At 71.9% G+C, this 24982-nt stretch carries 26 protein-coding genes; 15 read left to right on the top strand and 11 right to left on the bottom strand.

Going from position 1 to position 24982, the window contains the following annotated elements; translation table 11 throughout:
• The first annotated feature begins 268 nt into the window (after positions 1-268).
• Positions 269-475, top strand: coding sequence for a hypothetical protein (locus tag ABGB01_RS01685; RefSeq protein WP_347769492.1), 207 nt, complete (start codon positions 269-271; stop codon positions 473-475).
• A 38-nt stretch (positions 476-513) separates the two neighbouring features.
• Here the strand turns inward: ABGB01_RS01685 and leuA are convergent, their stop codons facing one another.
• Both leuA and ddaH read right to left on the bottom strand, forming a co-directional pair.
• Complete coding sequence (leuA, locus tag ABGB01_RS01680) at positions 514-2217, bottom strand: 2-isopropylmalate synthase (protein ID WP_347769490.1); 1704 nt, start codon at positions 2215-2217, stop codon at positions 514-516.
• Between the two features lie 239 nt (positions 2218-2456).
• Complete coding sequence (gene ddaH, locus ABGB01_RS01675; RefSeq protein ID WP_347769488.1) at positions 2457-3203, bottom strand: dimethylargininase; 747 nt, start codon at positions 3201-3203, stop codon at positions 2457-2459.
• A 38-nt stretch (positions 3204-3241) separates the two neighbouring features.
• Here ddaH and ABGB01_RS01670 point away from each other — a divergent pair, with 38 nt between their 5' ends.
• From ABGB01_RS01670 to ABGB01_RS01650, 5 genes are all read left to right on the top strand, one after another.
• Positions 3242-3487 carry a DUF2630 family protein gene (locus tag ABGB01_RS01670; protein WP_347620151.1) on the top strand — a complete coding sequence of 82 codons (246 nt, stop codon included), beginning with the start codon at positions 3242-3244 and terminating at the stop codon, positions 3485-3487.
• A 51-nt stretch (positions 3488-3538) separates the two neighbouring features.
• Positions 3539-4519, top strand: coding sequence for a GNAT family N-acetyltransferase (locus ABGB01_RS01665; protein ID WP_347769486.1), 981 nt, complete (start codon positions 3539-3541; stop codon positions 4517-4519).
• A gap of 45 nt (positions 4520-4564) precedes the next feature.
• Positions 4565-6877: a glycoside hydrolase family 6 protein gene (locus ABGB01_RS01660; RefSeq protein ID WP_347769484.1), complete on the top strand. Its 2313-nt coding sequence runs from the start codon at positions 4565-4567 to the stop codon at positions 6875-6877.
• Between the two features lie 59 nt (positions 6878-6936).
• Entirely contained in the window at positions 6937-7644 is a 708-nt protein-coding gene (locus tag ABGB01_RS01655) for a Mut7-C RNAse domain-containing protein (protein WP_347769482.1), read from the top strand.
• Between the two features lie 69 nt (positions 7645-7713).
• Entirely contained in the window at positions 7714-10311 is a 2598-nt protein-coding gene (locus tag ABGB01_RS01650) for a BTAD domain-containing putative transcriptional regulator (RefSeq protein WP_347769480.1), read from the top strand.
• 9 nt (positions 10312-10320) lie between these two features.
• On the opposite strand, the gene urtE is transcribed toward ABGB01_RS01650, so the two are convergent.
• The 5 genes from urtE to urtA are packed head-to-tail and all read right to left on the bottom strand — an operon-like array spanning position 10321 to position 14787.
• A complete protein-coding gene (gene urtE / locus ABGB01_RS01645) occupies positions 10321-11010 on the bottom strand; it encodes an urea ABC transporter ATP-binding subunit UrtE (RefSeq protein WP_347769478.1) in 690 nt (229 codons plus the stop codon).
• Complete coding sequence (urtD, locus tag ABGB01_RS01640) at positions 10988-11737, bottom strand: urea ABC transporter ATP-binding protein UrtD (RefSeq protein WP_347769476.1); 750 nt, start codon at positions 11735-11737, stop codon at positions 10988-10990. The genes urtE and urtD overlap by 23 nt, the downstream gene beginning before the upstream one ends.
• On the bottom strand, positions 11721-12737 hold the full coding sequence (urtC, locus tag ABGB01_RS01635) for an urea ABC transporter permease subunit UrtC (protein ID WP_347769474.1): 1017 nt from the start codon (positions 12735-12737) through the stop codon (positions 11721-11723). The genes urtD and urtC overlap by 17 nt, the downstream gene beginning before the upstream one ends.
• Positions 12734-13582, bottom strand: coding sequence for an urea ABC transporter permease subunit UrtB (urtB, locus tag ABGB01_RS01630; RefSeq protein WP_347769472.1), 849 nt, complete (start codon positions 13580-13582; stop codon positions 12734-12736). Before urtB ends, urtC begins: the two co-directional genes overlap by 4 nt.
• Positions 13582-14787 (bottom strand): urea ABC transporter substrate-binding protein, encoded by a 1206-nt coding sequence (gene urtA / locus ABGB01_RS01625; protein ID WP_347769470.1) that lies wholly within the window; start codon positions 14785-14787, stop codon positions 13582-13584. The genes urtB and urtA overlap by 1 nt, the downstream gene beginning before the upstream one ends.
• Positions 14788-14986: 199 nt before the next feature.
• Here urtA and ABGB01_RS01620 point away from each other — a divergent pair, with 199 nt between their 5' ends.
• From ABGB01_RS01620 to ABGB01_RS01580, 9 genes are read left to right on the top strand one after another with little or no spacing between them, the layout of a single operon-like run.
• On the top strand, positions 14987-15289 hold the full coding sequence (locus ABGB01_RS01620; protein WP_347620157.1) for an urease subunit gamma: 303 nt from the start codon (positions 14987-14989) through the stop codon (positions 15287-15289).
• The gene (locus tag ABGB01_RS01615; RefSeq protein WP_347769468.1) at positions 15286-15597 is read left to right on the top strand and encodes an urease subunit beta; all 312 of its coding nucleotides are present in this window, start codon (positions 15286-15288) and stop codon (positions 15595-15597) included. Before ABGB01_RS01620 ends, ABGB01_RS01615 begins: the two co-directional genes overlap by 4 nt.
• Positions 15590-17299, top strand: coding sequence for an urease subunit alpha (locus tag ABGB01_RS01610; RefSeq protein ID WP_347769466.1), 1710 nt, complete (start codon positions 15590-15592; stop codon positions 17297-17299). Before ABGB01_RS01615 ends, ABGB01_RS01610 begins: the two co-directional genes overlap by 8 nt.
• Entirely contained in the window at positions 17299-18120 is an 822-nt protein-coding gene (locus tag ABGB01_RS01605; protein ID WP_347769464.1) for an urease accessory UreF family protein, read from the top strand. Before ABGB01_RS01610 ends, ABGB01_RS01605 begins: the two co-directional genes overlap by 1 nt.
• Before the next feature lie 14 nt (positions 18121-18134).
• Positions 18135-18809, top strand: a complete 675-nt coding sequence (gene ureG / locus ABGB01_RS01600; RefSeq protein ID WP_347620161.1) for an urease accessory protein UreG — start codon at positions 18135-18137, stop codon at positions 18807-18809.
• Complete coding sequence (locus ABGB01_RS01595; protein ID WP_347769462.1) at positions 18809-19660, top strand: urease accessory protein UreD; 852 nt, start codon at positions 18809-18811, stop codon at positions 19658-19660. The genes ureG and ABGB01_RS01595 overlap by 1 nt, the downstream gene beginning before the upstream one ends.
• A gap of 4 nt (positions 19661-19664) precedes the next feature.
• On the top strand, positions 19665-20159 hold the full coding sequence (locus tag ABGB01_RS01590; protein WP_347769460.1) for a hypothetical protein: 495 nt from the start codon (positions 19665-19667) through the stop codon (positions 20157-20159).
• Positions 20160-20209: 50 nt separating this feature from the next.
• Complete coding sequence (locus ABGB01_RS01585) at positions 20210-21034, top strand: cyclase family protein (protein ID WP_347769458.1); 825 nt, start codon at positions 20210-20212, stop codon at positions 21032-21034.
• Complete coding sequence (locus ABGB01_RS01580; RefSeq protein ID WP_347769456.1) at positions 21031-22488, top strand: MmgE/PrpD family protein; 1458 nt, start codon at positions 21031-21033, stop codon at positions 22486-22488. The genes ABGB01_RS01585 and ABGB01_RS01580 overlap by 4 nt, the downstream gene beginning before the upstream one ends.
• Positions 22489-22521: 33 nt before the next feature.
• On the opposite strand, the gene era is transcribed toward ABGB01_RS01580, so the two are convergent.
• The 4 genes from era to ABGB01_RS01560 all read right to left on the bottom strand — a co-directional run bounded on the left by era (position 22522) and on the right by ABGB01_RS01560 (position 24955).
• Positions 22522-23430 (bottom strand): GTPase Era, encoded by a 909-nt coding sequence (gene era, locus ABGB01_RS01575; RefSeq protein WP_347769454.1) that lies wholly within the window; start codon positions 23428-23430, stop codon positions 22522-22524.
• Positions 23431-23448: 18 nt separating this feature from the next.
• Entirely contained in the window at positions 23449-23925 is a 477-nt protein-coding gene (locus ABGB01_RS01570; protein WP_347769452.1) for an NUDIX domain-containing protein, read from the bottom strand.
• 1 nt (position 23926) lies between these two features.
• Positions 23927-24244 carry a cytidine deaminase gene (locus tag ABGB01_RS01565; protein WP_347620168.1) on the bottom strand — a complete coding sequence of 106 codons (318 nt, stop codon included), beginning with the start codon at positions 24242-24244 and terminating at the stop codon, positions 23927-23929.
• 75 nt (positions 24245-24319) lie between these two features.
• Positions 24320-24955: a hypothetical protein gene (locus ABGB01_RS01560; RefSeq protein ID WP_347769450.1), complete on the bottom strand. Its 636-nt coding sequence runs from the start codon at positions 24953-24955 to the stop codon at positions 24320-24322.
• Positions 24956-24982 lie beyond the last annotated feature (27 nt).

Genomic DNA, 24982 nt, shown 5'->3' with positions numbered 1-24982 from the left:
TTCCACACCATACGTCTGCCAACTCATTCCTGCGCAGGCGCTTCGCCTCGTCAGTAATGTGACGACACCTCTCGCAGAGAAGACTGACGGCAATGAAAGGAACGGTAATTGTTGGGCTCCTGACACGACTCCTCGGCCTCTGGAAGTTTGGTGGACACAGGAAAGTTCGGGCATGCCTCGAAAACACCTAGATTCCTTGATTGAGGGTAGGAAGAACGTATATGAACGGCACGGCGGGGTCACTCTCCCTGCCGACCTTGGTGACGGCATGGCTGCTTTCCTCACGAACGGCCTACTGGCCGAGCAGCCATATCAGGTCAGCGCCAAGTTTCGGTGTGGCGGGAAGGATCGGATGATCGACATATACCTGGCTCAAGTTGCCAAGGGCAGGGATGGGATTAAGGATCTGATCGAGCTTATGCGTATCGCCCAACAGCGCTACAGCAAGGTGTACGGCTGCAAGCTCGCCACATAAGGGCCCGAGCCCCAGTGAAAGGGGCCCGGGCGGGTGGGTCAGCGGAAGGCGCGGTTGACGGCGGAGATGATGGCCTTGAGGGCGGCGGTTGTGGCGTTGGCGTCGACGCCCACGCCCCACAGCACCTGGCCGTCCACGTCGCACTCCAGGTAGGAGGCGGCCTTGGCGTCGGCGCCCGCGCTCATCGCGTGCTCCACGTAGTCGAGGACCCGTGCCCGGATGCCGACCTGGGTGAGGGCGTCGATGAAGGCCGAGATCGGGCCGTTGCCCGTGCCGGTCACCTCGCGGATCTCGCCGTCGAGGCGGACGTCGGCGCTGATGCGGTCGTATTCCTCCGTGGACTCGTGGCGGTGGGCCATGAGGCTGAGCCGGCCCCACCGGTTGGTGGGGTTGGGCAGGTATTCGTCGCGGAAGACGTCGTACATCGCGGCCGGGCTGATCTCGCCGCCCTCGGTGTCGGTGCGGGCCTGTACGACCTTGGAGAACTCGATCTGCAGCCGGCGCGGCAGGTCGAGCTGGTGGTCGGCCTTCATGATGTAGGCGACCCCGCCCTTGCCCGACTGGCTGTTGACCCGGATGACCGCCTCGTAGGTGCGGCCGATGTCCTTCGGGTCGATCGGTAGGTAGGGGACGGCCCAGGTGAAGTCGTCGACCGGCACGCCCGACGCCACGGCGTCCTTTTCGAGGTGTTCGAAGCCCTTCTTGATGGCGTCCTGGTGGGAGCCGGAGAAGGCGGTGTAGACCAGCTCGCCGCCCCACGGGTGGCGCGGGTGGACGGGCAGCTGGTTGCAGTATTCGGTGACGCGGCGGACCTCGTCGATGTCGCTGAAGTCGATCTCGGGGTCGACACCCTGGGAGAACAGGTTCATGCCCAACGTGACCAGGCAGACGTTGCCGGTGCGCTCGCCGTTGCCGAACAGGCAGCCTTCGATGCGGTCGGCGCCCGCCATGTAGCCCAGCTCGGCGGCGGCCACGGCGCTGCCGCGGTCGTTGTGCGGGTGGAGCGACAGGATGATCGAGTCGCGGCGCTTGAGGTTGCGGTGCATCCACTCGATCTGGTCGGCGTAGATGTTGGGCGTGGCCATCTCGACGGTGGCCGGCAGGTTGAGGATGGTCTTACGGTCGGGGGTGGGCTGCCACACCTCGGTGACCGCGTCGCACACCTCGACGGCGTATTCGAGCTCGGTGCCGGTGAACGACTCCGGGGAATACTGGAAACGCACGTCGACGTCGCTCGCGTCGGCGAGCTTCTTCACCAGCTTGGCGCCCTCGACCGCGATGGCGGTGATGCCGTCTTTGTCCTGGCCGAAGACCACGCGGCGCTGGAGGGTGGAGGTCGAGTTGTACAGGTGGACGATGGCCTGCTTGGCGCCCTCGATCGACTCGAAGGTGCGCTCGATCAGCTCGGGCCTGGCCTGGGTCAGCACCTGGATGACCACGTCGTCGGGGACGCGGTCCTCTTCGATGATCTGCCGGATGAAGTCGAAGTCGGTCTGCGAGGCGGCGGGGAAGCCCACCTCGATCTCCTTGTAGCCCATGCGTACCAGCAGCTCGAACATCTGGAGCTTGCGGTGTGGGTCCATCGGGTCGATCAGGGCCTGGTTGCCGTCGCGCAGGTCCACCGCGCACCAGCGGGGGGCCTTGGTGATGACCTGGTCGGGCCAGGTGCGGTCGCGCAGGCGTACGGGCTCGAACGGTTGGTAGCGATGGACGGGCATAGGGCTGGGTTGCTGGGCGGTCATGGCTGCTGCTCCTGATTGGGACGGAAGGAAGCGGCCGACGCGCACGACAGGCTCCGCGGCGAGGGAGCCGGCCTTAGAGGCCCCCGCCGCGGCAGCTAAGCAGGAGGCCGCGCAGCATGCCAACGACGGTACCAGACGTCTCGCCATGCGCCGTCCCGGGTCTCGGATGGTGAGAAGCGGGCCGGACGAGGCGTCGCCTGTCCGGGGGATGGGGTTGGAGGCGTCTGTCCGGGAAAGGGTCAGTCCGGGATGAGGACGCTGAGGCAGGTCACGCAGCCTTCGAGTTTCTCGTACTCGGAAATATCAACGGTTGTCACGGCGAGTCCGCGCTGTTCGAGCATGGCGGCGGTCCGGGGCGCCGAGGCGGCCATCAGGACGCGGTCGCCGCCGAGCGGCATCACGTGCGCACCCGGCTCCTCCTCCGGCACGAGCAGGTCGGGCAGGTCCACGTGCCGGGGATCGCCGATGAGCGTCCCGTCGGGCAGCGCGGTCACCCCCGACTTCAGGTGCAGCACGCCCCGCATCTTCACGGGCACGACCTCGCGTTCGGGGAGGAGGGCGGCCAGTTGCTCGATCCCCTGATCGTTGGTGCGCGCCGATCTGCCGGCGTACAGGGTGGCGCCGGTCTGCAGCACGTCGCCGCCGTCGAGCGTGCCGGGGGCGGCGATCCTGACGGCCCTCAACCCGAGCTCGTGTACGGCCGCCGCCACGGAGTCCACCTCCGGCCGCCGCTCCGGCGCGCCGGGCCTGGTCAGCACCGCCAGCCGTCCCGACACCACCACCGCGTCCTCCACGAACGGAGCGTCGGGCAGTTCGTCGGCGGGCGGCACGTACACGGGCCGCCATCCGCCGGCCGCCAGGGCCTCGACGTAGGCGTCATGTTGCGCGAGGGCCCGCCGGTGGTCCACGGGTTCGCGTTCGATGTGGGTGACGATGCCTTCGGCGATTCGGGGACCGGGCTTCCTTACCAGCGCAATACCAGCCATAGGGCGTCTTCTATCACGAGGTGATTAGAGTCTTGGGCATGCGGGACGACGAGATTCTCACCAGGATCAGCGCTCTGGTCAGCGAGGAGCACAAGCTGCGCGGCAAGCTGACGGCGGGCGAGGTGACCACGGACGAGGAACAGGCGCGCATCAAGGAGCTGGAGATGGCCCTCGACCAGTGCTGGGACCTGCTGAGGCAGCGCCGGGCCAGGCGCAACGCGGGCGACGACCCCGACGACGCCGCGGCCAGGCCCGCCGGCGAGGTGGAGAACTACCGCCAGTAGGCGGCGAGAAAACCTGTCGCCGAGCTGCCGCTGGTGCGCTTTGCTGACCTCATGAGGATCCAGCCGATCGACCTCGACGACCCGCCGGACGATCTGGTCGCAGGCCTCTACGACGCTTGTGTGGCCGCCGCCTCCGCCGACGACCCGGGCCCCCAGCCGCTGCTCCCCCGCTTCCGCAGGGACGTCTGCGCGCACAGCCCCGGCGAGCGGGCCGAGGTCTGGGTGGCCGTCGAGGACGGCGAGGTCGTCGGCGGCTACGGCCTGTCGCTCCCGCTGCTCGACAACACCCACCTCGGCACGATCTTCCCCTTCGCCGTCCGGCCCGGACACCAGCGGCGCGGGCTCGGGACGGAACTGTTCGGGCACCTGCTCGGCCGCCTGCGCCACCACGGCAGGCGGTTGCTGCTCGCGGAGACCACCGCCACCGGCTCCGGCGCCCGTTTCGCGCGCGCCCGCGGCATGGAGGTGGCGCTCGTCGAGGCCCGCCGCGTGCTCGACCTGCGCAAGGTGGACTGGGCGGCGCTCGAACGGATGGTCCCCGAGGTCGCCGGCTACCACGTCGAACGGTTCGCCGGGCCTGCGGGCCCCGAGCTGGTGCCCGACCTCGCCACGCTGATGGGCGGCATGAACGACGCTCCGCGCGACAGCGCCGTCGAGGACGTGATTTTCAGCCCGGAGCGCCTGCTGCACCGCGAGGAGGGCATCGTCCCCGGGGGCAGGACCTGCTACACCTCGATCGCCCGCCGCGACTCCGACGGCGCCCCGGCGGGCTACACGCGCATCTACCTCAACGCCGGCCGCTCCGACGGCTGGGCGGAGCAGGCCGACACGGCGGTGCTCGGCGCGCACCGCGGCCACCGCCTCGGCCTGCTGCTCAAGCTGGGCAACCTGCTGTGGTTGCGCGAGCGCGAGCCGCACGTCGAACGCGTCATCACCTGGAACGCCACCAGCAACAGCCACATGCTCGCCATCAACGAGGCCATGGGGTTCGAGCTCTTCGACGAATGGAACGAGTGGCGCATGGAGGTGTAGGCGCGCATGGATCATCCGGCGAACGGGGAGCTAACCTGACCCACTATGACCATGGAGGCGCTGAGAGACGGAGACCCCAGGCAGGTGGGCCCGTACACCCTCCTGGGCCGGCTGGGCGAAGGCGGCATGGGCGTCGTCTACCTGAGCCGCTCCCCCGGCGGCACGCAGGTGGCCGTCAAGCTGATCCACGCCAGGCTGGACGCGCACGCCGGCTTCAGGCGCCGCTTCGCCCGCGAGGTGGCCGCCGCCAAGCGGGTCGCCAGGTTCTGCACCGCGCCCGTCCTCGACGCCGACGTCCAGGGTGACCTGGCCTACCTGGTCACCGAATATGTCGAGGGTCCCAGCCTCGATGACGTCGTCCGCTCCTCGGGGCCGCTCAAGGGCTCGGCTCTCGACGGGCTGGCCGCCTCGATGGCCATGGCCCTGCGCGCCATCCACGGGGCGGGGGTGGTGCATCGTGACCTCAAACCGTCGAACGTGCTGCTGTCACAGGTGGGACCCAAGGTCATCGACTTCGGCATCGCGCAGCTCGCGGACGCGGAGATGAGCAGCGCCATCGTGGGGACGCCGTCGTACATGTCGCCCGAGCAGGTGTCGGGCGTCACCATCGGGCCGCCGTCGGACATCTTCTCGTGGGGCTGTACGGTCGCCTTCGCCGCCGGGGGCGTGCCGCCGTTCGGGTCGGGCTCGGTGCCGACGGTTCTGCTGCGCATCGTCAACGAGCCCCCCGACCTGCGCGGGCTCACGGGGTCGCTGCGGGACCTGGTGGTGGCGTCGCTGGTCAAGAACCCCGCTGAACGCCCCACGGCACAGGATCTGATGGACGGCCTCAGCACCTCGGCCGTGCCGGGTTCCGGCGCCTCGGGCTCCGGGCCGAGCACCACCAGCGGCCCTGGCACGCCGGTCCCAGGAGGGGATGTCGCAGGGACGGGCGGGGAAGGCGGCACGGGCGCGGGCTCAGGAGACGGGCGGCCCACCGCTCCGGATGACACCGCCGGGCCGACCAAGGGTCCAGAAGGTCGCGACAGTGTCGGAGGGTCGGCAGGCCCGGGTGAGGACGGGCACGACGGTCCGGGGGATCGGCGCGGTCCGGAAGGGGCGGGGAGTGGTGGGCCGGGGAAGGTCCCGAGGCGCGGGGTGTCGAGGCTCGCGGCGGCGGGCGGGCAGCGCAAGCTGATAGCGGCCGCCGCGGCCGTGGTCGTGGCGGGGGCCGGGGTGTCGGCGGCGCTCATGTGGCGTGACGAAGGCACCTCGGGCAGCACGACGGCGTACGAAGCCACCGCCACTGCCGGGCGGAACGGCACCACAGGTCAGGACGCGACCCGGCCGGCGGGTGCGACCCGCAACCCCCTCATGGCCCAGGGCAAGGTGCCGTTCTACTCCCCGCCCGAGCCGAACGCGCGCAGGCAGGCGGCGCTGTGGGAGAGGGATCGCCCCGAGGACGCGGAGCTGATGAGCAGGCTGGCCGCGGTGCCTCACGCCATCCGGCTCAACCAGCCCGAGGTCAGGTCGGAGGTGGACGACACGATCAGGGCGGCCGGGAAGGAGGGCGGTGTCCCGGTGTTCCTGATCAACTCCATGCCGGGGAGCGACTGCCTGCCGTTCGAGCGCAAGGAGATGGCCGCGTACCAGGAGTGGATCAAGGGCATCGCCCGCCAGATCGGCCAGGCCGGGGCGGTGGTCATTCTGGAGCCGTCCAGCCTGGTCAAGCTGCCGGGGACGGACAAGTGCGACGCGGACGGCTCCCCCGAGCAGCGTTACCGGGACCTCAGGCAGGCCGTAAGCAGCCTGAAGTCCAGCCCCCGCACGGCGGTCTACCTCGACGGCAGCCAGAACTACTGGCCGGGCACCGACATCATGGCGCGGCGGCTGATCGGGGCGGGGATCGAGGAGGCGGACGGGTTCTTCGTCAACTCGGCCGGCTACCAGCGTACGGAGAAGAGCGTCGAGTACGGCAAGGCGCTGGCGGCCTGCGTCAGCGTCCAGCTGGCGACGGGCCGCGACGAGTGCCCGCAGGACGCGCCGCTGGACCGGTCGAGGATGCCGCACTTCGTGATCGACACCGCCAGGAACGGTCAGGGCTCGTGGAGGCCGGAGGAGAAGAAGTACAAGGACCTGCAGGTGTGGTGCAACCCTCCGGGCAGGGGCGTCGGCCCGCGGCCCACCACGGAGACGGGCGAGGAGCTGGTCGACGCGTACCTGTGGATCGCGCGGGCGGGCGAGTCGAGCGGCCGGTGCAGGCGTGGCACGAGCGGCGAGAAGGATCCGGAGCGCGGTGTCGTGTCTCCGGAGGGCGGCCAGTGGTGGGCTGACCTGGCGCTGGAGCGGGCGAAGAACGCGAATCCGCCGCTGAAGTGAGCTCGTACCAGGAGATATCAGCATGAATTCCCGTGGCCCGGTCCACCACAATGGGGATTGTGACACGCCTGCGCATCGCCTCTGAGCTGAGGATGTTCCTGCCGGTGAGCCGGCGACACGAGTGGCAGGAGGTCGCCCCCGACGGCACCTCCACGCTGGGACACCACGTCGAGTCGATCGGCATCCCGCTGACGGAGGTCGGCCCGATGATCCTGGCCGGCGCCCAGGGCGTGCCGCCGTCCTACCAGCCCGCACCCGGCGACGTGGTGGAGGTGCACCCGGTGCCGCGCCCGCAGCAGTTGCCCGAAGAGCCGCGGTTCCTGCTGGACGTGCATCTGGGCACGCTGGCGCGGCGGCTGCGGCTGCTCGGCATCGACGCCGCTTACCACAACGACATGGACGATCCGGCGCTGGTGGTGCAGGCGAACGAGGAGCGGCGGGTGCTGCTCACGCAGGACCGCGGCCTGCTGCGCCGCCGCGCGCTGTGGCTGGGCGCGTACGTCCGCGGCTCGCGGCCCACCGACCAGCTCCGTGACCTGCTGGAGCGCTTCGCGCCGCCGCTGCGCCCGTGGACCCGCTGCACGGCGTGCAACGGCGAGCTGGAGCAGGTGGCCAAGGTCGAGATCGAGCCGCTGCTGGCGGCCGGCACGCGGCGCAGCTACGACGCCTACGGCCGGTGCGGGAAGTGCGGCCAGGTCTACTGGCACGGCGCGCACAGCGGCCATCTGGAGGAGATCGTGCGCACGGCCCGAGCCTGGGCGTCCTGACACCGCTGCGGTGTGCCATCCTGATCGACATCTCTCCTCGGAAGCTCGAAGGCTCGAAGGAAGGGTCGTGTGGACTTTCGCATCATGGGGCCGCTCGAGGTGGCCGACGGCGAGCGGGATCTGACGCCCACGACGCCCAAGCTCCGCGATCTGCTGGCCATGTTCCTGCTCAACGCCGGCCGGCCGCTGACCGTCGAGCGGCTGCGGCGGCTGTTGTGGCCGCGCGAGGGAGGTGACCGCTCCGACTCTCTGATCCGCGGCTACGTCGGCCGGCTCAGGCAGCTGCTCGGGAAAGACGTGATCGGCACCGTGTCGGGGTCGTACGTGCTGGCCGTCGGCGACGGCGGGCTCGACGTCGACCGGTTCCGTTTACTGGTCGACAAGGGCGCCTACGGAGAGGCGCTGGAGTTGTGGCGGGGCGAGGTCCTGGAGGACGTCGACCCCGAGGGCGAGCGGTGGTCGGAGACGCGCCGGCTGCGCGAGGAGCTCGGCGAGCTGCGGCTGCTCGCCCTGGAGCGCAGGCTGCAGGCCGATCTGGACGCGGGCCGCCACCGCGAGCTGCTGGCCGAGCTGCGCCGGCTGACCCGGCAACATCCGACGTGGCAGCGCTTCCGCGGCCAGTACATGCTGGCCCTCTACCGCAGCGGCCGCCGGGTGGACGCGCTGGCCGCGTACGCGGTGCTGCGCGACCAGCTCGACGGCGGCCACGCGATCGAGCCCGACCCGGAGTTGCAGCTGCTCTACCACCGCATGTTGTACGACGACGCGTCGCTGCACGTGTCGGCGGGCCCGCCGGTGCTGCTGCCGCCCGACGTGGCGGGTTTCACGGGACGGGCCGCCCTGCTCGACCAGGTGATCGGCGGCCAGGTCGTGGTGCACGGGCAGGCGGGTGCGGGCAAGTCGGCGCTGGCCGTGCACGCGGCCTGGCGGGGGCGCGAGAGTTTCCCCGACGGCATTCTGTACGCCGACCTGCGCGAGACGACGGCGCCGGCGGCGGTGCTGGAGGACTTCCTGCGCTGGCTGGGCTGCCCGGCCCAGGCGATCCCCGCGTCGCTGGAGCAGCGTGAACGGCTCTTCCGCACGTACGCGGCCGGCCGCGGGCTGCTGGTGCTGCTGGACAACGCGGCGGCCGAGGCCCAGGTGCGGCCGCTGCTGACGTCCTGCCCGACGGTCGTGACCAGCCGTTCCTCGCTCGGCGGGCTGACCGGGGCGCGGCGGTTGTCCGTCGGCGTGCTGGACGACGGGGAGGCGCTCGACCTGCTCGCGAGGTGTTCCGGCCGCGCGGCGAACGACGCCATGAGCAGGCTGGCGCGGTTCTGCGGCGGCCTGCCGATCGCGCTGCGCATCGCCGGCTCCCGGCTGGCGGCCAGGCCGGAGTGGACCGTCGACTATCTGGTGCGCCTGCTGGAGGACGAGCACGAGCGGCTCGACCGGCTGCACGCGGGCGACCAGACGGTCCGCAGCGTACTCGCGATCGGCTTCGACGGGCTGCCGGAGCCGGCCCGGCTGACGTTGCGCGGGCTCGGCGCGCTGTCGGCGCCCGACTTCGCCGACTGGGTGACCGAGCATCTCGGCGGGCAGGCCGAGACGCTGGTGGACGCGGGCCTGCTGGAGACGTACGGGGTCGACGTGGCGGGCCAAGTTCGCTACCGGATGCACGACCTGACCAGGTTGTTCGCCCGCGACCAGCCCGTCCCCGGGGTGCTGGCGAGGCTGGCGGCGGTGGTGCTGGACAGGGTGCGGGCCTCGCGGTTCTCCCTGGTGTCGGGCGACCCGGCGACGGCCGTGGCCACCAGGGACATCAGGGAGTCGGTCGAATGGCTGGCAGCCGAACGGGCGTTCCTGGTGAGCCTGGTCGCCGACCTGCACGCGGCGGGGCTCGACGACGAGTGCTGGCGGCTGGCGCACCTGCTGGGGCCCTTCCTCGAACGCCACCGCTACCTCGACGACTGGCGGGCCGTGACCGGGCCGGCGCTGGAGTCGGCGCGGCGGTCGGCCGACGACGAGGGCGAGGCGCTGATCCTGCTGGATCTGGGCGACCTGCATCTGGCGGAGCGGGAGTGGGAGCGCGCGTACGAGCGGCTGGGGCTCGCCCTGGACATGGTCAGGCGGCAGGGCCGCGCGCGCGACGTCAACCACGCCGTACGCCGGCTGGCCCGCGTCCACCTGGAGCTGGGCCGGCTGGAAGAGGCCGAGCGGGCGCTGCGCGCCTGCCTGAAGGAGGCCGGCAACGAGCGCGACACGGCCGACGCCGAGCGGGTGCTGGGCGCGGTGCTGCGCCGCGCCGGCCGGCTGGACGAGGCCGGCGAGTTGCTGGCGGCCGCCGTCGGTCGCCTGGCTGAGCTGGGCGACCGGCACCGGCAGGCCGACACCCTGCTCGACCTGTCGGCGGTACGCCTGGCGCAGGCCGCCAAACCCGCCGCCAGGGCCGCCGCCGAGCAGGCCAGGGGCATCGCCGTACGCCTCGGCGACCGCCTGCTCGACGCGCACGCGCTGCTGGCCCTGGCCCGGGTCAACCGGTCGGAGGGCGCGATCGGGCGGGCGCGCGAGCTGGCCGGGGCTGCGCTGGAGGTCTTCGAGACGACCGGCGACCGGCAGGCCGCCGCGAACACCCGGGCGTTCCTGGCGCAGACTCCGCCAGCGACGCCCCCAGTGACACCGCAGTGAGCGCGGGCCTCACACGGCCAGCAGGCGGCGCACGTCCGCGCGGTGCAGGTCCTCGGCAGCGCCGGTGCGCACCACGTGCCCGCCGTCGAGGATGACGAACGTGTCGGCCAGCCGCAGCGCGATGTCGAGGTACTGCTCCACGAGCAGCACGGACAGCCCGGCGGCGTGCAGGCGTTCGATGGCCGCCTCGATCTCCAGGATGATCGAGGGCTGGATGCCTTCGGTCGGCTCGTCGAGGATGAGCATCCTCGGCCTGGTGACGAGGGCACGGGCCATGGCGAGCTGCTGCTGCTGGCCTCCCGACAGGTGGCCGGCGCTCCGCTTGAGCAGCGGTTTGAGTGCGGGGAAGAGGTCGAGGGCCTCGTCGACGGCCTGCTTGGGCTGCTTGGCGGCCTCCAGGGTCACCAGCAGGTTGCCCTGGACGGACAGCTGGGGGAAACACTGGTGGCCCTGCGGTACGTACCCCATGCCGAGCCGCACCCGCTCGTGCGGCTTGAGCCTGGTGACGTCGCGGCCGTCGAACGTGACCGTGCCGGCCACCGCGGGCAGCACTCCCATGACGGTGTCGAGCAGCGTGGTCTTGCCGACGCCGTTGCGTCCCATGACGCACACGAGTCGCCCCGGCCGGACCTCCAGCGAGACGCCGAACAACACGCGCGCCCTTCCGTACCCCGACTCAAGGCCGGTTACCGACAACATCGCTCGCCTTCCTCCCCAGATAGACCTCCTGCACGCGCGGGTCGGCACTGACCTGGTCGACCGAGCCCTCCACGAGCACCCTGCCCTCGTGCAGCACGGTCACCGTCGAAGCATGCCGCCGCAGGAACTCCATGTCGTGCTCCACCACGACCACCGTGTGGTCGTCGGCGATCCGGGTGAGCAGCTCGCCGGTGCGCTCGCGCTCGTCCTTGGACATGCCGGCGACCGGCTCGTCCAGGAGCAGCAGCCGGGGCCGCTGCGCCAGCAGCATCCCGATCTCGAGCCACTGGCGCTGGCCATGGGAGAGAACCCCGGCTGAACGTTCGGCGAGCTCTTCGAGCCCGGTCCTGGCGAGCGCCTCGGCGACGGCCTCCGACACTCCTTTGCGCCGCCTGGCCAGCGACCACAGCGGCTGGCGGAAGCCGGCGGCCAGGTCGAGGTTCTCGACCACGGTGAGCTCCTCGAACACGACGGACGTCTGGAACGTGCGGCCGACGCCGAGCCGGACGATCTGGTGCTCTTTCCTGCCCACCAGGTCGTGGCCGCCGAACCGTACGCTGCCCGCCGCCGGCCTGGTCAGGCCGGTGATCACGTCGATCAGCGTGGTCTTGCCCGCGCCGTTGGGCCCGATGAGGAAGCGCAGCTCTCCGTCGGGCACGGTCAGATCCACGCCGTCGAGCGCGCGGAAGCCGTCGAACACCACCTGAACCTCACGCAGTTCGAGCACGTCGCAACCTCTCCGCCACGCCGATGATCCCCTTCGGGGCGAGCGTCATGACCAGGATGAACAGGGCGCCCTGCAGGTAGAGCCAGCCGTCGGCGAACTGCTCGCTGAACGCCGTCTGGGCGTAGCCCATGACGACGGCGCCGAGTACGGCCCCGGCCAGCGCGTGCCGGCCGCCGACCGCCACCGCGACGACCAGCTCCAGCGACGGCACCACGCCGAGCAGGGCGGGCGAGATGATGCCGACGGCCGGGACGAACAGCGCGCCCGCCAGCCCCGCCATGCCCGCCGACGCGGCGAAGGTGACGGTCTTGACCAGGGCCGGGTCGTAGCCGAGGAAGCGCACCCGGTCCTCGCCGTCCCTGATGGCGACGAGCAGCCGGCCGTACCTGCTGTTCACCAGCTGGCGGGTGGCGAGGTAGAGGACTCCCAGCACGGACGCCACCACCAGGTAGAGGCCGCGCTGCGTGGAGTCCTCGGCGAGGTCCTGGCCGAACAGGTCGAAGAAGTTCGTCATGCCGTTGGTGCCTCCCGTCAGGCCCTGCTGCCCGACCAGCAGGATGACCATGGCGGCGGCCAGCGCCTGAGTGAGGATCGCGAAGTACGCGCCGCGCACGCGCTGCCGGAACACCAGCGTGCCCAGAATGACCGCGATCGCCGTCGGCCCCAGCACCGCCATGCCGAGGGCGAAGACCGGGTTGGCGAACGGCGCCCACAGCGCGGGCAGTTCCTCCACCCCGCTCCACACCATGAAGTCGGGCAGCCCGCCGCCCTCGGCGAGCTTGAGGTACATCGCCATCGAGTAGCCGCCGAGCCCGAAGAACACGCCCTGGCCGAGGGTGAGCATGCCGCCCTGCCCCCACGCCAGCCCGATGCCGAGCGCGACGATCGCGTAGCACAGGTATTTGGCCAGCAGGCTCAGCCGGAACGGTTCCAGCAGCAGCGGGGCGGCCACGAGCACGATCACGGCCACGGTCGCGAACGGAAGGTTCCTCCTGATCATGTGAGCGCCCTCGATCTGAGCACGAACATGCCCTGCGGCCGCACCTGGAGGAACGCGATGATGGCGGCGAGCACGATGACCTTGGCGAGCGAGGCGTCCGACCAGAACTCCGCGTAGGAGTTGAGCAGCCCCAGCCCGATGGCCGCGAGCACGGCCCCGCGCAGCTGCCCCAGCCCGCCCGCCACGACGACGAGGAACGCGTCGACGATGTAGTACGTGCCGAGCGCGGGCCCGACGGGCCCGATGAGGGTCAGCGCCACCCCGGCCACGCCCGCCAGCCCAGACCCGATGAAGAAGGTCAGCATGTCGACCCGGCCGGTGTCGATGCCGCTGGTCGCGGCCAGCCGCCGGTTCTGCACGACGGCCTGGGTCCTGCGGCCGAGCCCGGTGCGGGTGAGGTACGCCCAGACGGCGACCACCCCGGCCACCGCGAGCCCCATGATGAACAGCCGGTTGTACGGCAGGATGCCCACTCCTCCCGCCAGCCATGAGGGGGCGGGCACCTGCACGTTGGGCGCGCCGAACAGGTCGCGGGCGAGCTGCTGCAGCACCAGGCTGACGCCCCAGGTGAGCAGCAGCGTGTCCAGCGGGCGGCCGTAGAAGTGCCGGATGGCGACCCGTTCCAGGAGCAGCCCCATCGCCCCGGCGACCAGGAACGCCACCGGCAGCGCGGGCACGAGGTCACCCAGCAGGTACGCGGTGTACGCCCCCGCCATGATGAACTCGCCGTGCGCCATGTTGATCACGCCCATCTGCCCGAACGTGAACGTGAGCCCGAGCGCGATGAGCAGCAGCACCGCCCCGATCGACAACCCGATCGGCAGCTGGTTGACGACGGCGGACATCACTGGCCGGCCAGCCCGGCCGCCCACGGGTAGCCCTTGAGGTAGGGGTCGGGCTTGATCGGCTCGCCGGAGTCCCACACCTGCTTGATCAGCCCGTCGGGCTGGACGATGCCGATGCGGGCGGTCTTGTACAGGTGCTGGCTCTCGCCGTCGATGGTGACCAGGCCCTCGGGACGTTCGAGCGCGATGCCGCCCGCGGCCTTCCTGACCGCCTCGACCTCGGTCGTGCCGGCCTTCTTGACGGCCTCGGCCCACAGGTAGACGGCGTTGTAGCCGGCCTCCATGGGGTCGCTGGTGACCTTGTCCTGGCCGTACTTGGCTTTGTACGCCGTGACGAACGCCTTGTTCGCGGGGGTGTCGGTGGTCTGGTAGTAGTTCCAGGCGACCGGCTGGCCGACGACGTTGTCCACGCCGATGCCGGTGACCTCCTCCTCGGCGATGCTGACCGACAACACGGGCATGCTCTCGGCCGTGGCTCCCGTGCTCTTGAGCGCCTTGAAGAACGCGACGTTCGAGTCGCCGTTGAGTGTGTTGAAGACGGCGTCCGGCCTGGCCTGGGTGACCTTGTTGACCAGCGTGGAGTATTCGGTGTGGCCGAGCGGGGTGTACTCCTCGCCGAGGATCTCCATGCCGTTCGCGGCCGCGTACGCCTTGATGATCTTGTTGGCGGTGCGGGGGAAGACGTAGTCGCTGCCCACCAGGAACAACCGCTTCTTGCCCTGTTCCTTCAGGTAGTCGAGGCCTGGGATGATCTGCTGGTTGGTGGTGGCCCCGGTGTAGAAGATGTACGGCGAGCTCTCCAGCCCTTCGTACTGCACCGGATACCACAGCAGAGCCTTGTGGCGTTCGAAGACCGGGAGCATCGCCTTCCTGCTGGCCGACGTCCAGCCACCGAAGACGGTGGCGACCTTGTCCTGCCTGACCAGTTTCGTGGCCTTCTCGGCGAACGTGGGCCAGTCGGAGGCGCCGTCCTCCACCACGGGGACGAGTTGTTTGCCGAGCACGCCGCCGGCCTTGTTGATCTCCTCGATGGCGAGCAGTTCGGCGTCGCGCACGGTGACCTCGCTGATGGCCATCGTGCCGCTGAGCGAGTGGAGGATGCCGACCTTGATCTCGCTGGAGCCGGCGGCCGGCCGGGCGTCCGATCCGCAGGCCGCAAGGGATAAGACGAGGATCGCGGAGACCATCGGGCGGGGGATGCGCACAGCTGTTCCTTCCTGCCGACCGGTATTGGGAGAAAGGTGACTCGGCGAGATTTCCCTGGAAGATCCCGCGTGTTAAGAGGCGATTGCCGGACGTTCACAAGCGCACTTATTCCGACATACGGCGGTTCAGCGCGAGGGCGAAACCGACTCGACATCACGCGGCAACACCCAGGAAACGGCCGGTTCCTATGGTCCGGCCATGAGGCTGACCTCACACGAGCAGGAGCGGCTGCTCATCCACGTCGCGGCCGGGGTGGCGCGCGAGCGGCGGGCCAGGGGCCTGCGGCTCAACCACCCCGAGGCAACCGCCGTCATCGCGTCGTTCCTCATGGAGGGCGCCAGAGACGGGCGCAGCGTCGCCGACCTGATGGAGGCCGGGCGGTCGGTGCTCGACCGTGCCGACGTCATGGACGGCGTGCCGGAGATGCTGGAGAGCGTGCAGATCGAGGCCACGTTCCCCGACGGCACGAAGCTGGTCACCGTGCACAGGCCGATCCCGTGATCCCGGGCGAGTACGCCCACCCCGAGGGCGCGATCGAGCTCAACCCGGGGCGCGAGCGGGTGACGGTGCGGGTGGTCAACACCGCCGACCGGCCGGTGCAGGTGGGCTCTCACTACCATTTCGCGGCCGCCAACCCGGGGCTGGAGTTCGACAGGAAGGCGGCCTGGGGGATGCGGCTCGACGTGCCGTCGGGGACGGCGGTGAGGTTCGAGCCCGGCGTCGAGCGCGATGTGACGCTGGTGCCGATCGCGGGCGGCCGGGTCGTGCCGGGCCTGCGGCAGGAGTGGGCGGGGCCGCTCGATGGGTGACATCGCGCGTGCCCGCTACGCGGCACTCTACGGACCCACCACCGGCGACCGGATCCGGCTGGCCGACACCGACCTGTTCATCGAGGTCACCGAGGACCGCGCGATGGGCCCCGCGGGGGCCGGCGAGGAGGCCGTCTTCGGCGGCGGCAAGGTCATCCGCGAGTCGATGGGCCAGGCGCGGACCACCCGCGCGGAGGGCGCGGCCGACCTGGTCATCACCGGCGCGGTCATCCTCGACCACTGGGGTGTGGTGAAGGCCGACGTCGGAGTCCGCGACGGCCGCGTGTACGCCATCGGCAAGGCCGGCAACCCCGACACGATGGACGGCGTCGACCTGGTCATCGGGCCGTCCACGGAGGTGCTTGCGGGCAACGGCAGGATCCTCACCGCCGGGGCCGTCGACTCCCACGTCCACCTCATCTGCCCGCAACTCCTCGACGAGGCCGTCGCGTCCGGGGTCACCACGATCGTCGGAGGCGGCACGGGACCCGTCGAGGGCACCAAGGCCACGACCGTCACCGGTGCCTGGTATCTCGGCCGGATGCTGGAGTCGCTCGACGCGTACCCGTTGAACTTCGCGCTGCTCGGCAAGGGGAACACGGTCAGCGCCGAAGGGCTGCGCGAGCAGCTCGCGGCCGGGGCCTCCGGCTTCAAGCTGCACGAGGACTGGGGATCCACGCCCGCCGCCATCGACGCCTGCCTGAGCGTGGCCGACGCGGCGGGCGTGCAGGTGACGCTGCACACCGACACGCTGAACGAGGCCGGGTTCCTCGAGTCGACGCTCAAGGCCATCGGCGACCGCACGATCCACGCGTACCACACGGAAGGGGCGGGCGGCGGGCACGCGCCCGACATCATCCGCGTGGCCGGTCAGGCCAACATCCTGCCGTCCTCCACCAACCCCACCCGGCCGCACACCGCCAACACGCTCGACGAGCACCTCGACATGCTGATGGTCTGCCACCATCTCAACCCGTCGATCCCCGAGGACCTGGCCTTCGCCGAGTCGCGCATCAGGCCCGCGACGATGGCGGCCGAGGACGTGCTGCACGACCTCGGGGCGATCTCGATGATCGGTTCCGACTCGCAGGCGATGGGCCGGATCGGGGAGACGATCATCCGTACGTGGCAGACGGCCCACGTGATGAAGGGGCGGCGGGGGGCGCTCGGCGGAGGGCCTGCGGACAATCCGCGGGCGCAGCGCTATGTCGCGAAATATACGATATGTCCGGCCATCGCCCATGGACTGGACGCCGAGCTCGGCTCCGTCGAGCCCGGCAAGCTCGCCGATCTCGTGCTGTGGAGCCCCGCGTTCTTCGGGGTCAAGCCCGACCTGGTACTGAAGGGCGGCGTCGTGGCGTGGGCGCAGATGGGCGACGCCAACGCCTCCATCCCCACGCCCCAGCCGGTGCTGCCCCGTCCCATGTTCGGCGCTTCGCCGATCACCGCCGCCGCCACCTCGCTCCACTTCGTCGCGCCCGCGGCCCTGGACGCGGGCCTCGCCGGCCGTCTCGCGGTACGCCGCCGCCTGGCCCCCGTCCAGGACGTACGCCGGCGCGGCAAGTCCGCGATGCCCCTCAACGACGCCCTGCCGAGGATCGAGGTCGCGCCCGACACGTTCGAGGTCCGCGTCGACGGCGAGCTCATCGAGCCCGCCCCGGCCGCCCGCCTGCCCATGGCCCAGCGGTACTTCCTCTTCTGATGCACCCCGCCCTGCTCCTCCTCACCGACTCCCGCCTCCCGGCCGGCGGCCACGCCCACTCGGGCGGCGCCGAACAGGCCATCGCCTCGGGGGCGGTGCACGACGTGCCCTCACTCGCGCGCTTCCTGCGCGGCCGCCTCCACACGGCGGGCGCGCTCGCGGCCGCCCTCACCGCCGCCGCCTGCGCCCAGGCCGCCGGTACGCCGCCCGCCACCGCCCTGCCACCCGGGCTCCTGGCCGGGGGTGATGCGGGCCCGTGGGCAGTGCTCGACAGGGAGGTCGACGCCAGGACCGCCGCACCCGCCCAGCGGGACGCCTCCAGGACGCAGGGCAGGCTGCTGCTCAGGGTCGCCCGGCGGGTGTGGCCGTCGCCGGTGCTCGACGAGCTGGCGCGGGCCGTACCGCAGCCGCATCATCCGGTCGCGCTCGGGGCGGCGGCGCACGCGGCGGGAGCGGCACCGGGGGACGCGGCGCTGGCGGCGGCGTACCACGCGGTCAGCGGCCCGGCCACGGCGGCGGTCCGCCTGCTCGGCCTGGATCCGGTCGCCGTGCACGGCCTGCTGGCCGGCCTCACGCCGGAGGTGTCCGCCGTGGCCGCCGACGCCCGCACGGCCGTCACGCCCGAGCACCCCGGCCCCACCACCCCGCGCGCCCATCCCGATGACGCGCACGCACCCCCGCGGCCCGGCCGCCCGGACGCGAGCGCGCAGCTCGGCGGCGCCCAGGTGCGCTGGGCGGCGTTGCCCGCGCACTCGGCGCCCGCCCTCGATCTTCTGGCCGAGCGGCACTCCCGGGCCGGGATCAGATTGTTCGTCTCCTAGGAAGGACCTCGACGATGGGCATCCATCACGACGATCACCACCACGCCCCCGACGGCCGGGGCAGGGCGCTGCGGCTGGGGGTCGGCGGCCCCGTGGGCAGCGGCAAGACGGCCCTGGTCGCCGCGCTGTGCCGGACGCTGGGCCCGTCGTTGTCGCTGGGCGTGGTGACGAACGACATCTACACCACCGAGGACGCCGACTTCCTGCGCGGTGCGGGCGTGCTCGACAAGGAGCGCATCCTGGCCGTGGAGACCGGCTGCTGCCCCCACACCGCCATCCGCGACGACATCGCCGCCAACCTCGACGCCGTGGAGACGCTGGAATGCCGGTTCGGCCCGCTGGACCTGGTGATCGTGGAGAGCGGTGGCGACAACCTGACGGCGACGTTCAGCCGGGGGCTGGCCGACCGGCAGATCTTCGTGCTGGACGTGTCGGGCGGCGACAAGGTGCCGCGCAAGGGCGGACCGGGGGTCACGGCGGCGGACCTGCTGGTGGTCAACAAGACCGACCTGGCGCCGATGGTGGGCGCCGACCTGGGCGTGATGGCGCGTGACGCGGCGGCCGTGCGGGGCGAGCGGCCGGTCATGTTCACCTCGATCAGGCGGGACCCAGCGGCCGGCGACGTGGCCGGCTGGGTCGCGGAGCAGGTACGCGCCTGGTCGCACGCCCACCCGGCGCCCGTCGCCTGATGTCCGGGGACACGGTCCCCCGCGCGGGCGCCGGCTCGGGACGCCGGGCCATGCGGGCGTACGCCGCCGTGGCGACGGCGCGGGCGCGGGACGGCACGACCGTCGTGCGGCGGCTGGCCTCGGCGCCGCCGCTCACGTTGCGCCAGACCGGCCCGTGCGCCGTCCACCTCGTCTCCACCGCGGCCGGTCCGCTCGGCGGCGACCGGCTCGCCCTGGACCTCGACGTCGCCCCGCGCACCACGCTGGAGCTGGGCTCGGTCGCGAGCACGCTGGTCCTGCCCGGCGAGGGCGTGTCGGAGCTGATGGTCACCGCCCGGGTGGGGGCGGGAGCCACGCTCCGGTTCGCGCCGGAGCCGACGGTGCTCGCCGCCGGCTGCGAGCACCGCCTGCTGGTACGGCTGGCGCTGGAGCCGGACGCGAGCGTGTCGTGGCGGGAGGAGATCGTCTTCGGCCGGCACGGTGAGGCGCCGGGCCGCTGCCATGCCCGCTTCGACGCCACCTGCGACGGCCGGCCGCTGCTCCGGCAGGAGTTCACCGTCGGCGACCCGGACCTCGACGCCTCCCCCGCCGTCTATGGTGCGGCCCGCTGCGTCGGCACCACGTTCCTGACGGCTTGCGCCGGGGAGACGGTCGTGGCCGACGGGGTCGCCGTGCTGCCGCTGGCGGTGTCGGGCACGCTGGTGTCCGCTCTGGCCGCCGACGCGGTGCAGCTGCGCTCGCGGCTGGAATGGGGAGAGCGGGCGGCTCATGAATCGGCGGCGGCGGTCGCGGCGGCGGCTCGCGGGGCGGTGAGGGCTTCGTCGCGTGAGGTAGCGGCCGCTGGTGGCGGGGCGGGGTCCGGCTTACCCTGATCGTGTGGCCGATTTCCCGCAGCCCAGGCCCGCAGGCCCGCCCACCCGCTCGCCCGCCAGGCCGCGCGCCCGCCGCGGCGCACCGCTGGGCGTCGTGATCGCGGGCGCCCTGCTGATGTCCTGCGCGGTCCTGCCGTGGGCCGGGGTGGAGGCGCGCAGCGAGCTCATCGGTGGTGCGATCGCCGATGACGTCCGCGGCGTCGACGCGGCGGCCGGGGTCTACACCCTGGTCGCCGGGCTGGCGGCGCTGGCGTGCGGGTTCGCCGGGGTGCTCGGGCGCCCGCGGCTGGCCGCGCTGGCCGCCGTCCCGGGAGGCGCGGCCGTGGTGGTGCTGGTGTCGTTCGTGACCGGCGACCGTGGCCTGCGCGATCGGGTCTCCGTCGACCTCGGCGACCTGCTGTCGATCGAGCCGGTGATCAGGTTCGGCTGGTTCGCGGCGCTGGCGTCGGCCGTCGCGGTGATCCTGCTGGCCGTCGTGGCCCTGGTGCGCCGCGGCTGACGGCCTCGGCAAGGCACGGACGATGTTCAGGTTGCTGCGACAATCTTCGCATGCAGGTTGAACAGACAGGGACGACGCTCTGGCAGCAGCTCGACGGCGCCGAGATCGTGGACCTCGCCCAGCCCATGCGGACGGGCATGCCCCAGTCGCCGAACCATCCGAGGTTCCGGATGGTCATCGAGCGCCGCCACGGCGACATGGTGCGCGAGGACGGCGGGTCGGCCGCCAACGAGCTGATCGTGACCGGCGGGCACGTGGGCACCCACGTCGACGCGCTCGGCCACGTCTCCCACGACGGGCACGCGTACGGCGGGGTCGAGGTCGCGGGCATCCAGTCGCACAAAGGGCTGTCCCGGCTGGGCATCGAGACCTTCCCCCCGTACGTGGGGCGCGGCGTGCTGCTCGACGTGACCGCCGTGCACGGCGTGGACGTGCTGCCCCCCGGATACGAGGTGACCCGCGACGACCTGGAGGCGGCGCTGAAAAGGACGGGCGTGGCCATCCGGCCCGGCGACGCGGTGCTGATCGGCACCGGCTGGTCGCTCGAATGGGACCGGCCGTCCCGGTTCGTCGGCGAGGAGGGCGGCGTGCCGGGGCCCGGCGCCGACGCCGCCCGCTGGCTGGTCGAGCGGGGCGTCAAGGTGGCCGGCGGCGAGACCATCGCGTTCGAGCACATCGCGGCGGGACGCGGCCACGCCACGCTGCCGGTGCACCGCATCCTCCTCGTGGAGGCCGGGGTGAACATCGTGGAGACCATGCGGCTGACCCGGCTGCGCGAGCTCGGCGCCACCGAGTTCCTGCTCGTGATCAACCCGCTGCACGTCGTCGGCGCCACCGGCGCCCCCGTACGGCCGCTCGCGGTGCTCGCCCCATGACCGGCACCTCCGCCGCCGCGACCATCGTGACCGCCCTCGCCGAGTTCGCCGTGCACGCCCGCGCGGGGCTGCCCGCGCCCGTCATGGACGACGTCACGGGTCGCGTGCTCGACATGTTCGGCAACGGCCTGGCCGCCCTGGAGCTCACCGGTCACGACGAGCCGCACGAGGCGGTGCGGCGGCTGGCCGGCCGGTGGGGCGGAGCCGGCGAGTCGTCCGTGCTCGGCCACCCGCTCGCGCTGCCCGCGCCGTCGGCCGCCCTGGTCAACGGCACGCTCGCGCACGCGCTCGACTTCGACGACACCCACCTGCCCTCGGTGCTCCACCCGTCCGCCTCCGTCGTGCCCGCCGCCCTCGCGGTCGCGGAGTCGGCACGCGCGCCCGGGGCCGCGCTGTGCCAGGCCACCGCCGTGGGCAACGAGATCACCAACCGGCTCGGCATGGCCTCCTACCTGCCCGAGCTGCGCAACTCGCTGTTCTTCGAGAAGGGCTGGCACGCCACGTCCATCTGCGGCACCGTCGGCGCCGCCGCCGCGTCGGCCCTGCTCATGGACCTGGACGCCGGCGGCGTCGCGGCGGCCATGGGCATCGCCGCGAGCATGGGAGCCGGGGTCATCGAGGCCAACCGCACCGGGGGCACCGTCAAGCGCGTCCACTGCGGCTGGGCGGCCCACGCGGGCGTCGTCGCCGCCATGATGGCCGCCGAAGGGGTGACCGGGCCGCCGACGGTCTTCGAGGGGCGTTTCGGCTTCTTCCAGGCGTTCCTCGACGGGCGATACGACGCGGCCGCGATCACCGACGGGCTCGGCGAGCGGTGGGAACTCCTGCGTACGGTCTACAAGCCGTACCCGTCCAACCATTTCACCCATCCCGGCATCGACGCGGCGCTCGCGCTGCGGGCACAGGGGTTGCGGGCCGAGGACGTGGCGGAGATCGAGCTGGGCGTGGCGGCCGCGCCGCTGCGCACGATCGGCGAGCCGTACGAGGAGAAGGTGCGGCCCCGGACTCCGTACCATGCCAAGTTCTCCGGGCCGTACACGGTGGCCAGCGCGCTGGTCGGCGGCGGCGGGCTCGGGCTGCACCTCGACGACTTCACCGAGGCCGCCTTCCGCGACGAGAAGCGGCTCGCCCTGGCCGCTCGGGTGCGGGTGGTGGCCGACGAGGTGTGCACGGAGGAGTTCCCGCTGGCGTTCTCGGCCGTGCTGCGCGTCCGCACCAAGGACGGGCGGCGGCTGGAGCATCGGGTGCACAGTTCGCGGGGCGGGCCCGAGCACCCGCTGAGCATGGACGAGCTGGAGGAGAAGTACCGGCTGAACGCCTCGCGCGTGCTCCCGCCGGAGGCCGTCGCGGCGCTCGCCCGGCAGGTCCGCGGGCTGGCGGCCCGCGACGACGTCACCGGCCTGCTCCAGCCGGCCCTCGTCGCCACCCGCCCGCCGTCGCCCGCACCGGACTGAACGGCGCCGCAGCACGCCTGCCAGGTCCGCCCGTCAGTCGTAGAAGCCCAGGCGGCGCAGCTGCTTCGGGTCGCGCTGCCAGTCCTTGGCCACGCTGATGCGCAGGTCGAGAAAGACCCGCGTGCCCAGGAGCCCCTCGATCTGCTGGCGGGCCTTGGTGCCGACCTCGCGCAGCCGCGCGCCCTTGTGCCCGATGACGATCGCCTTCTGGGACGGCCGCTCCACGAACAGGTGCGCGTAGATGTCGAGCAGGTCGTCGCGCCCCTCCCTGGGCAACATCTCGTCCACGACGACGGCGATCGAGTGGGGCAGCTCGTCACGCACACCCTCCAGCGCCGCCTCCCTGATCAGCTCGCCGACCAGGATCTGCTCGGGCTCGTCGGTGAGCCGGCCGTCCTCATAGAGCGGCGGTGACTCGGGCATGTGCTCGATCAGCACGTCGGCCAGCACGCCGAGCTGGTCACCCGACTGCGCCGACACGGGCACGATGGCGGCGAACTCCCCCACCTCCGAAACCGCCAGCAGCTGCTCGGCGATCTGCTCCTTGCTCGCCAGGTCGCACTTGGTCACCACCGCGACGACTGGGGTCTTCTTCACCGCCGCCAGCTTGTCGGCGATGAACCGGTCGCCCTTGCCGATCGGCTCGTTGGCCGGCACGCAGAAGCCGATCGCGTCGACCTCGGTCAGCGTGGACAACACCAGGCTGTCGAGCCGCTCGCCGAGCAGCGTGCGCGGGCGGTGCAGCCCCGGCGTGTCGACGATGACGAGCTGGGCGTCGGGACGGTGCACGATGCCCCTGATAGCGCGCCTGGTGGTCTGCGGCTTGGACGAGGTGATCGCCACCTTGCTGCCGACGAGGGCGTTCATCAGCGTGGACTTGCCGACGTTCGGCCTCCCCACAAAGCAGGCGAATCCGGCGCGATGGCTGTCTGGCGAAGTCACACTGTGCATTGTGGCCTATCAACCGACGTGTTCACGCCACCAGGTGAACGCCTCGGGCGCCACGAGCGGCGTCCACGGGGTCGTCTTCAGCCCGGCGAGCTCCTGCTCCGACACCCAGCGGAAGTCGTCGATCTCCACGCCGTCGGGTCGGGGACGCCCGGCGACGACCGCGCAGGCGTACGCCGCGATGACGTAGCCGACCCGGTGGCCGTTGGGATAGACGGTGCGGAACTCGGGGCCGCCGTACACGCCGATCAGGCCCAGCGCCTCGACCTCGAGGCCGAGCTCCTCGTGCAGCTCCCTGACCACGGCGTCCGCCGGCCGCTCATCCGGGTCGATGCCGCCGCCCGGCGCCGCCCAGAGCCCCACGTCGCCGTGCCGGGCCACCAGGAGCCTGCCCCCGTCGTCGAACACGAAGCCGGAGGCCGACGGCAACATCATCAGGTCGGTGCCGACCTTCTCCCGCAGCCGCGCCAGAAAGGGCGACATCGGCATGTCAGCCCCGCACCGTGCCGTCGGGGCCGGCCACGAGCAGCGCCTTGACGCCCAGCTCGGCGGCCACGGCCTCGTCGGCGGCGCTCGGCCCGCCCTCGCTCACCAGCACGGCGGCCTCCAGCGACCGTGCCCCGCTGGAGATCGCCATGGCCACCGCGACCTGCACGGCCGGCAGCGTCAGCGCCTCCAGCGCCACGTTCGTCGCCGCGTAGGTGCGGCCGGTCTCGTCGCGCACGGCGGCTCCTTCCGCGGAGCCGTTGCGGGCCCTGGCGGACCGGGCCAGAACGATGAGCTTGTTGTCTTCCGGATCGAGAGTCACGGGTCCAGGCTAACGAGTGGAGCGCCGTACGGATGACGGCGAGGGGCCGACCTCACGGGTCCTCCGTTCCCGGCCTCAGCGGTCCTCCGCCATGGTGATGACCGCGTCGACCATCGCCCGCGTACGGCCGGCGTCCACATCCTCCAGACCGGTGTGCACCACCGACACCAGCGTGTCGCCGGCCCGCGACAACACCACGTCCATCGCGTACGGGTAGCCGTTCAGCCGGCCGGTCAGCCGTGCGCCCACGGCCTCGTCCCCCACGTCCTCGATCGGCAGCTCGCGTGAGCGCAGGTCGGTGCCGGAAGGGGAGCTGACGCGCCGGCACGACTCCAGCGCGTCGGCCAGGTCGTCGAGGTGGTCGGCCGCCTCGCCGCCGGTGTACCTGGCGAGCGCGACCCCGGCCTGCTCGCCCAGGTCGTCGCCGGCGTAGCTGACCGCCACCTGTGCGGTCAGCGCCTGGCTCGGGGCCCGCCCCTCAGCGGGGCGGAGCATGGTGCGGCAGTTCTTGCCCGCCTTGTCGAACGGTATCCGCCAGGCCTCCCCCGGCCTGGGCGTGAACCCGTCGGGCAGCCGGGGCTCCTCGCTGAGCACCGCGCGCAGCTGCGCCATGACCCCCGGATCAAGGTGGCTCCCCGCCGGCCCGCCGCCGCATCCGGCCAGGACGCAGGCCAGCAGCCCGCAGCCGACGATCCCTCGTTCGCGCCTCATGATTCCCCCTGGTCGCAGCCTCCCCAA

This window comes from Nonomuraea sp. B5E05, assembly GCF_039880665.1.
In the GTDB taxonomy this organism is placed as follows: Bacteria; Actinomycetota; Actinomycetes; order Streptosporangiales; family Streptosporangiaceae; genus Nonomuraea.
This window is presented reverse-complemented; position numbering and strand designations above follow the sequence as displayed.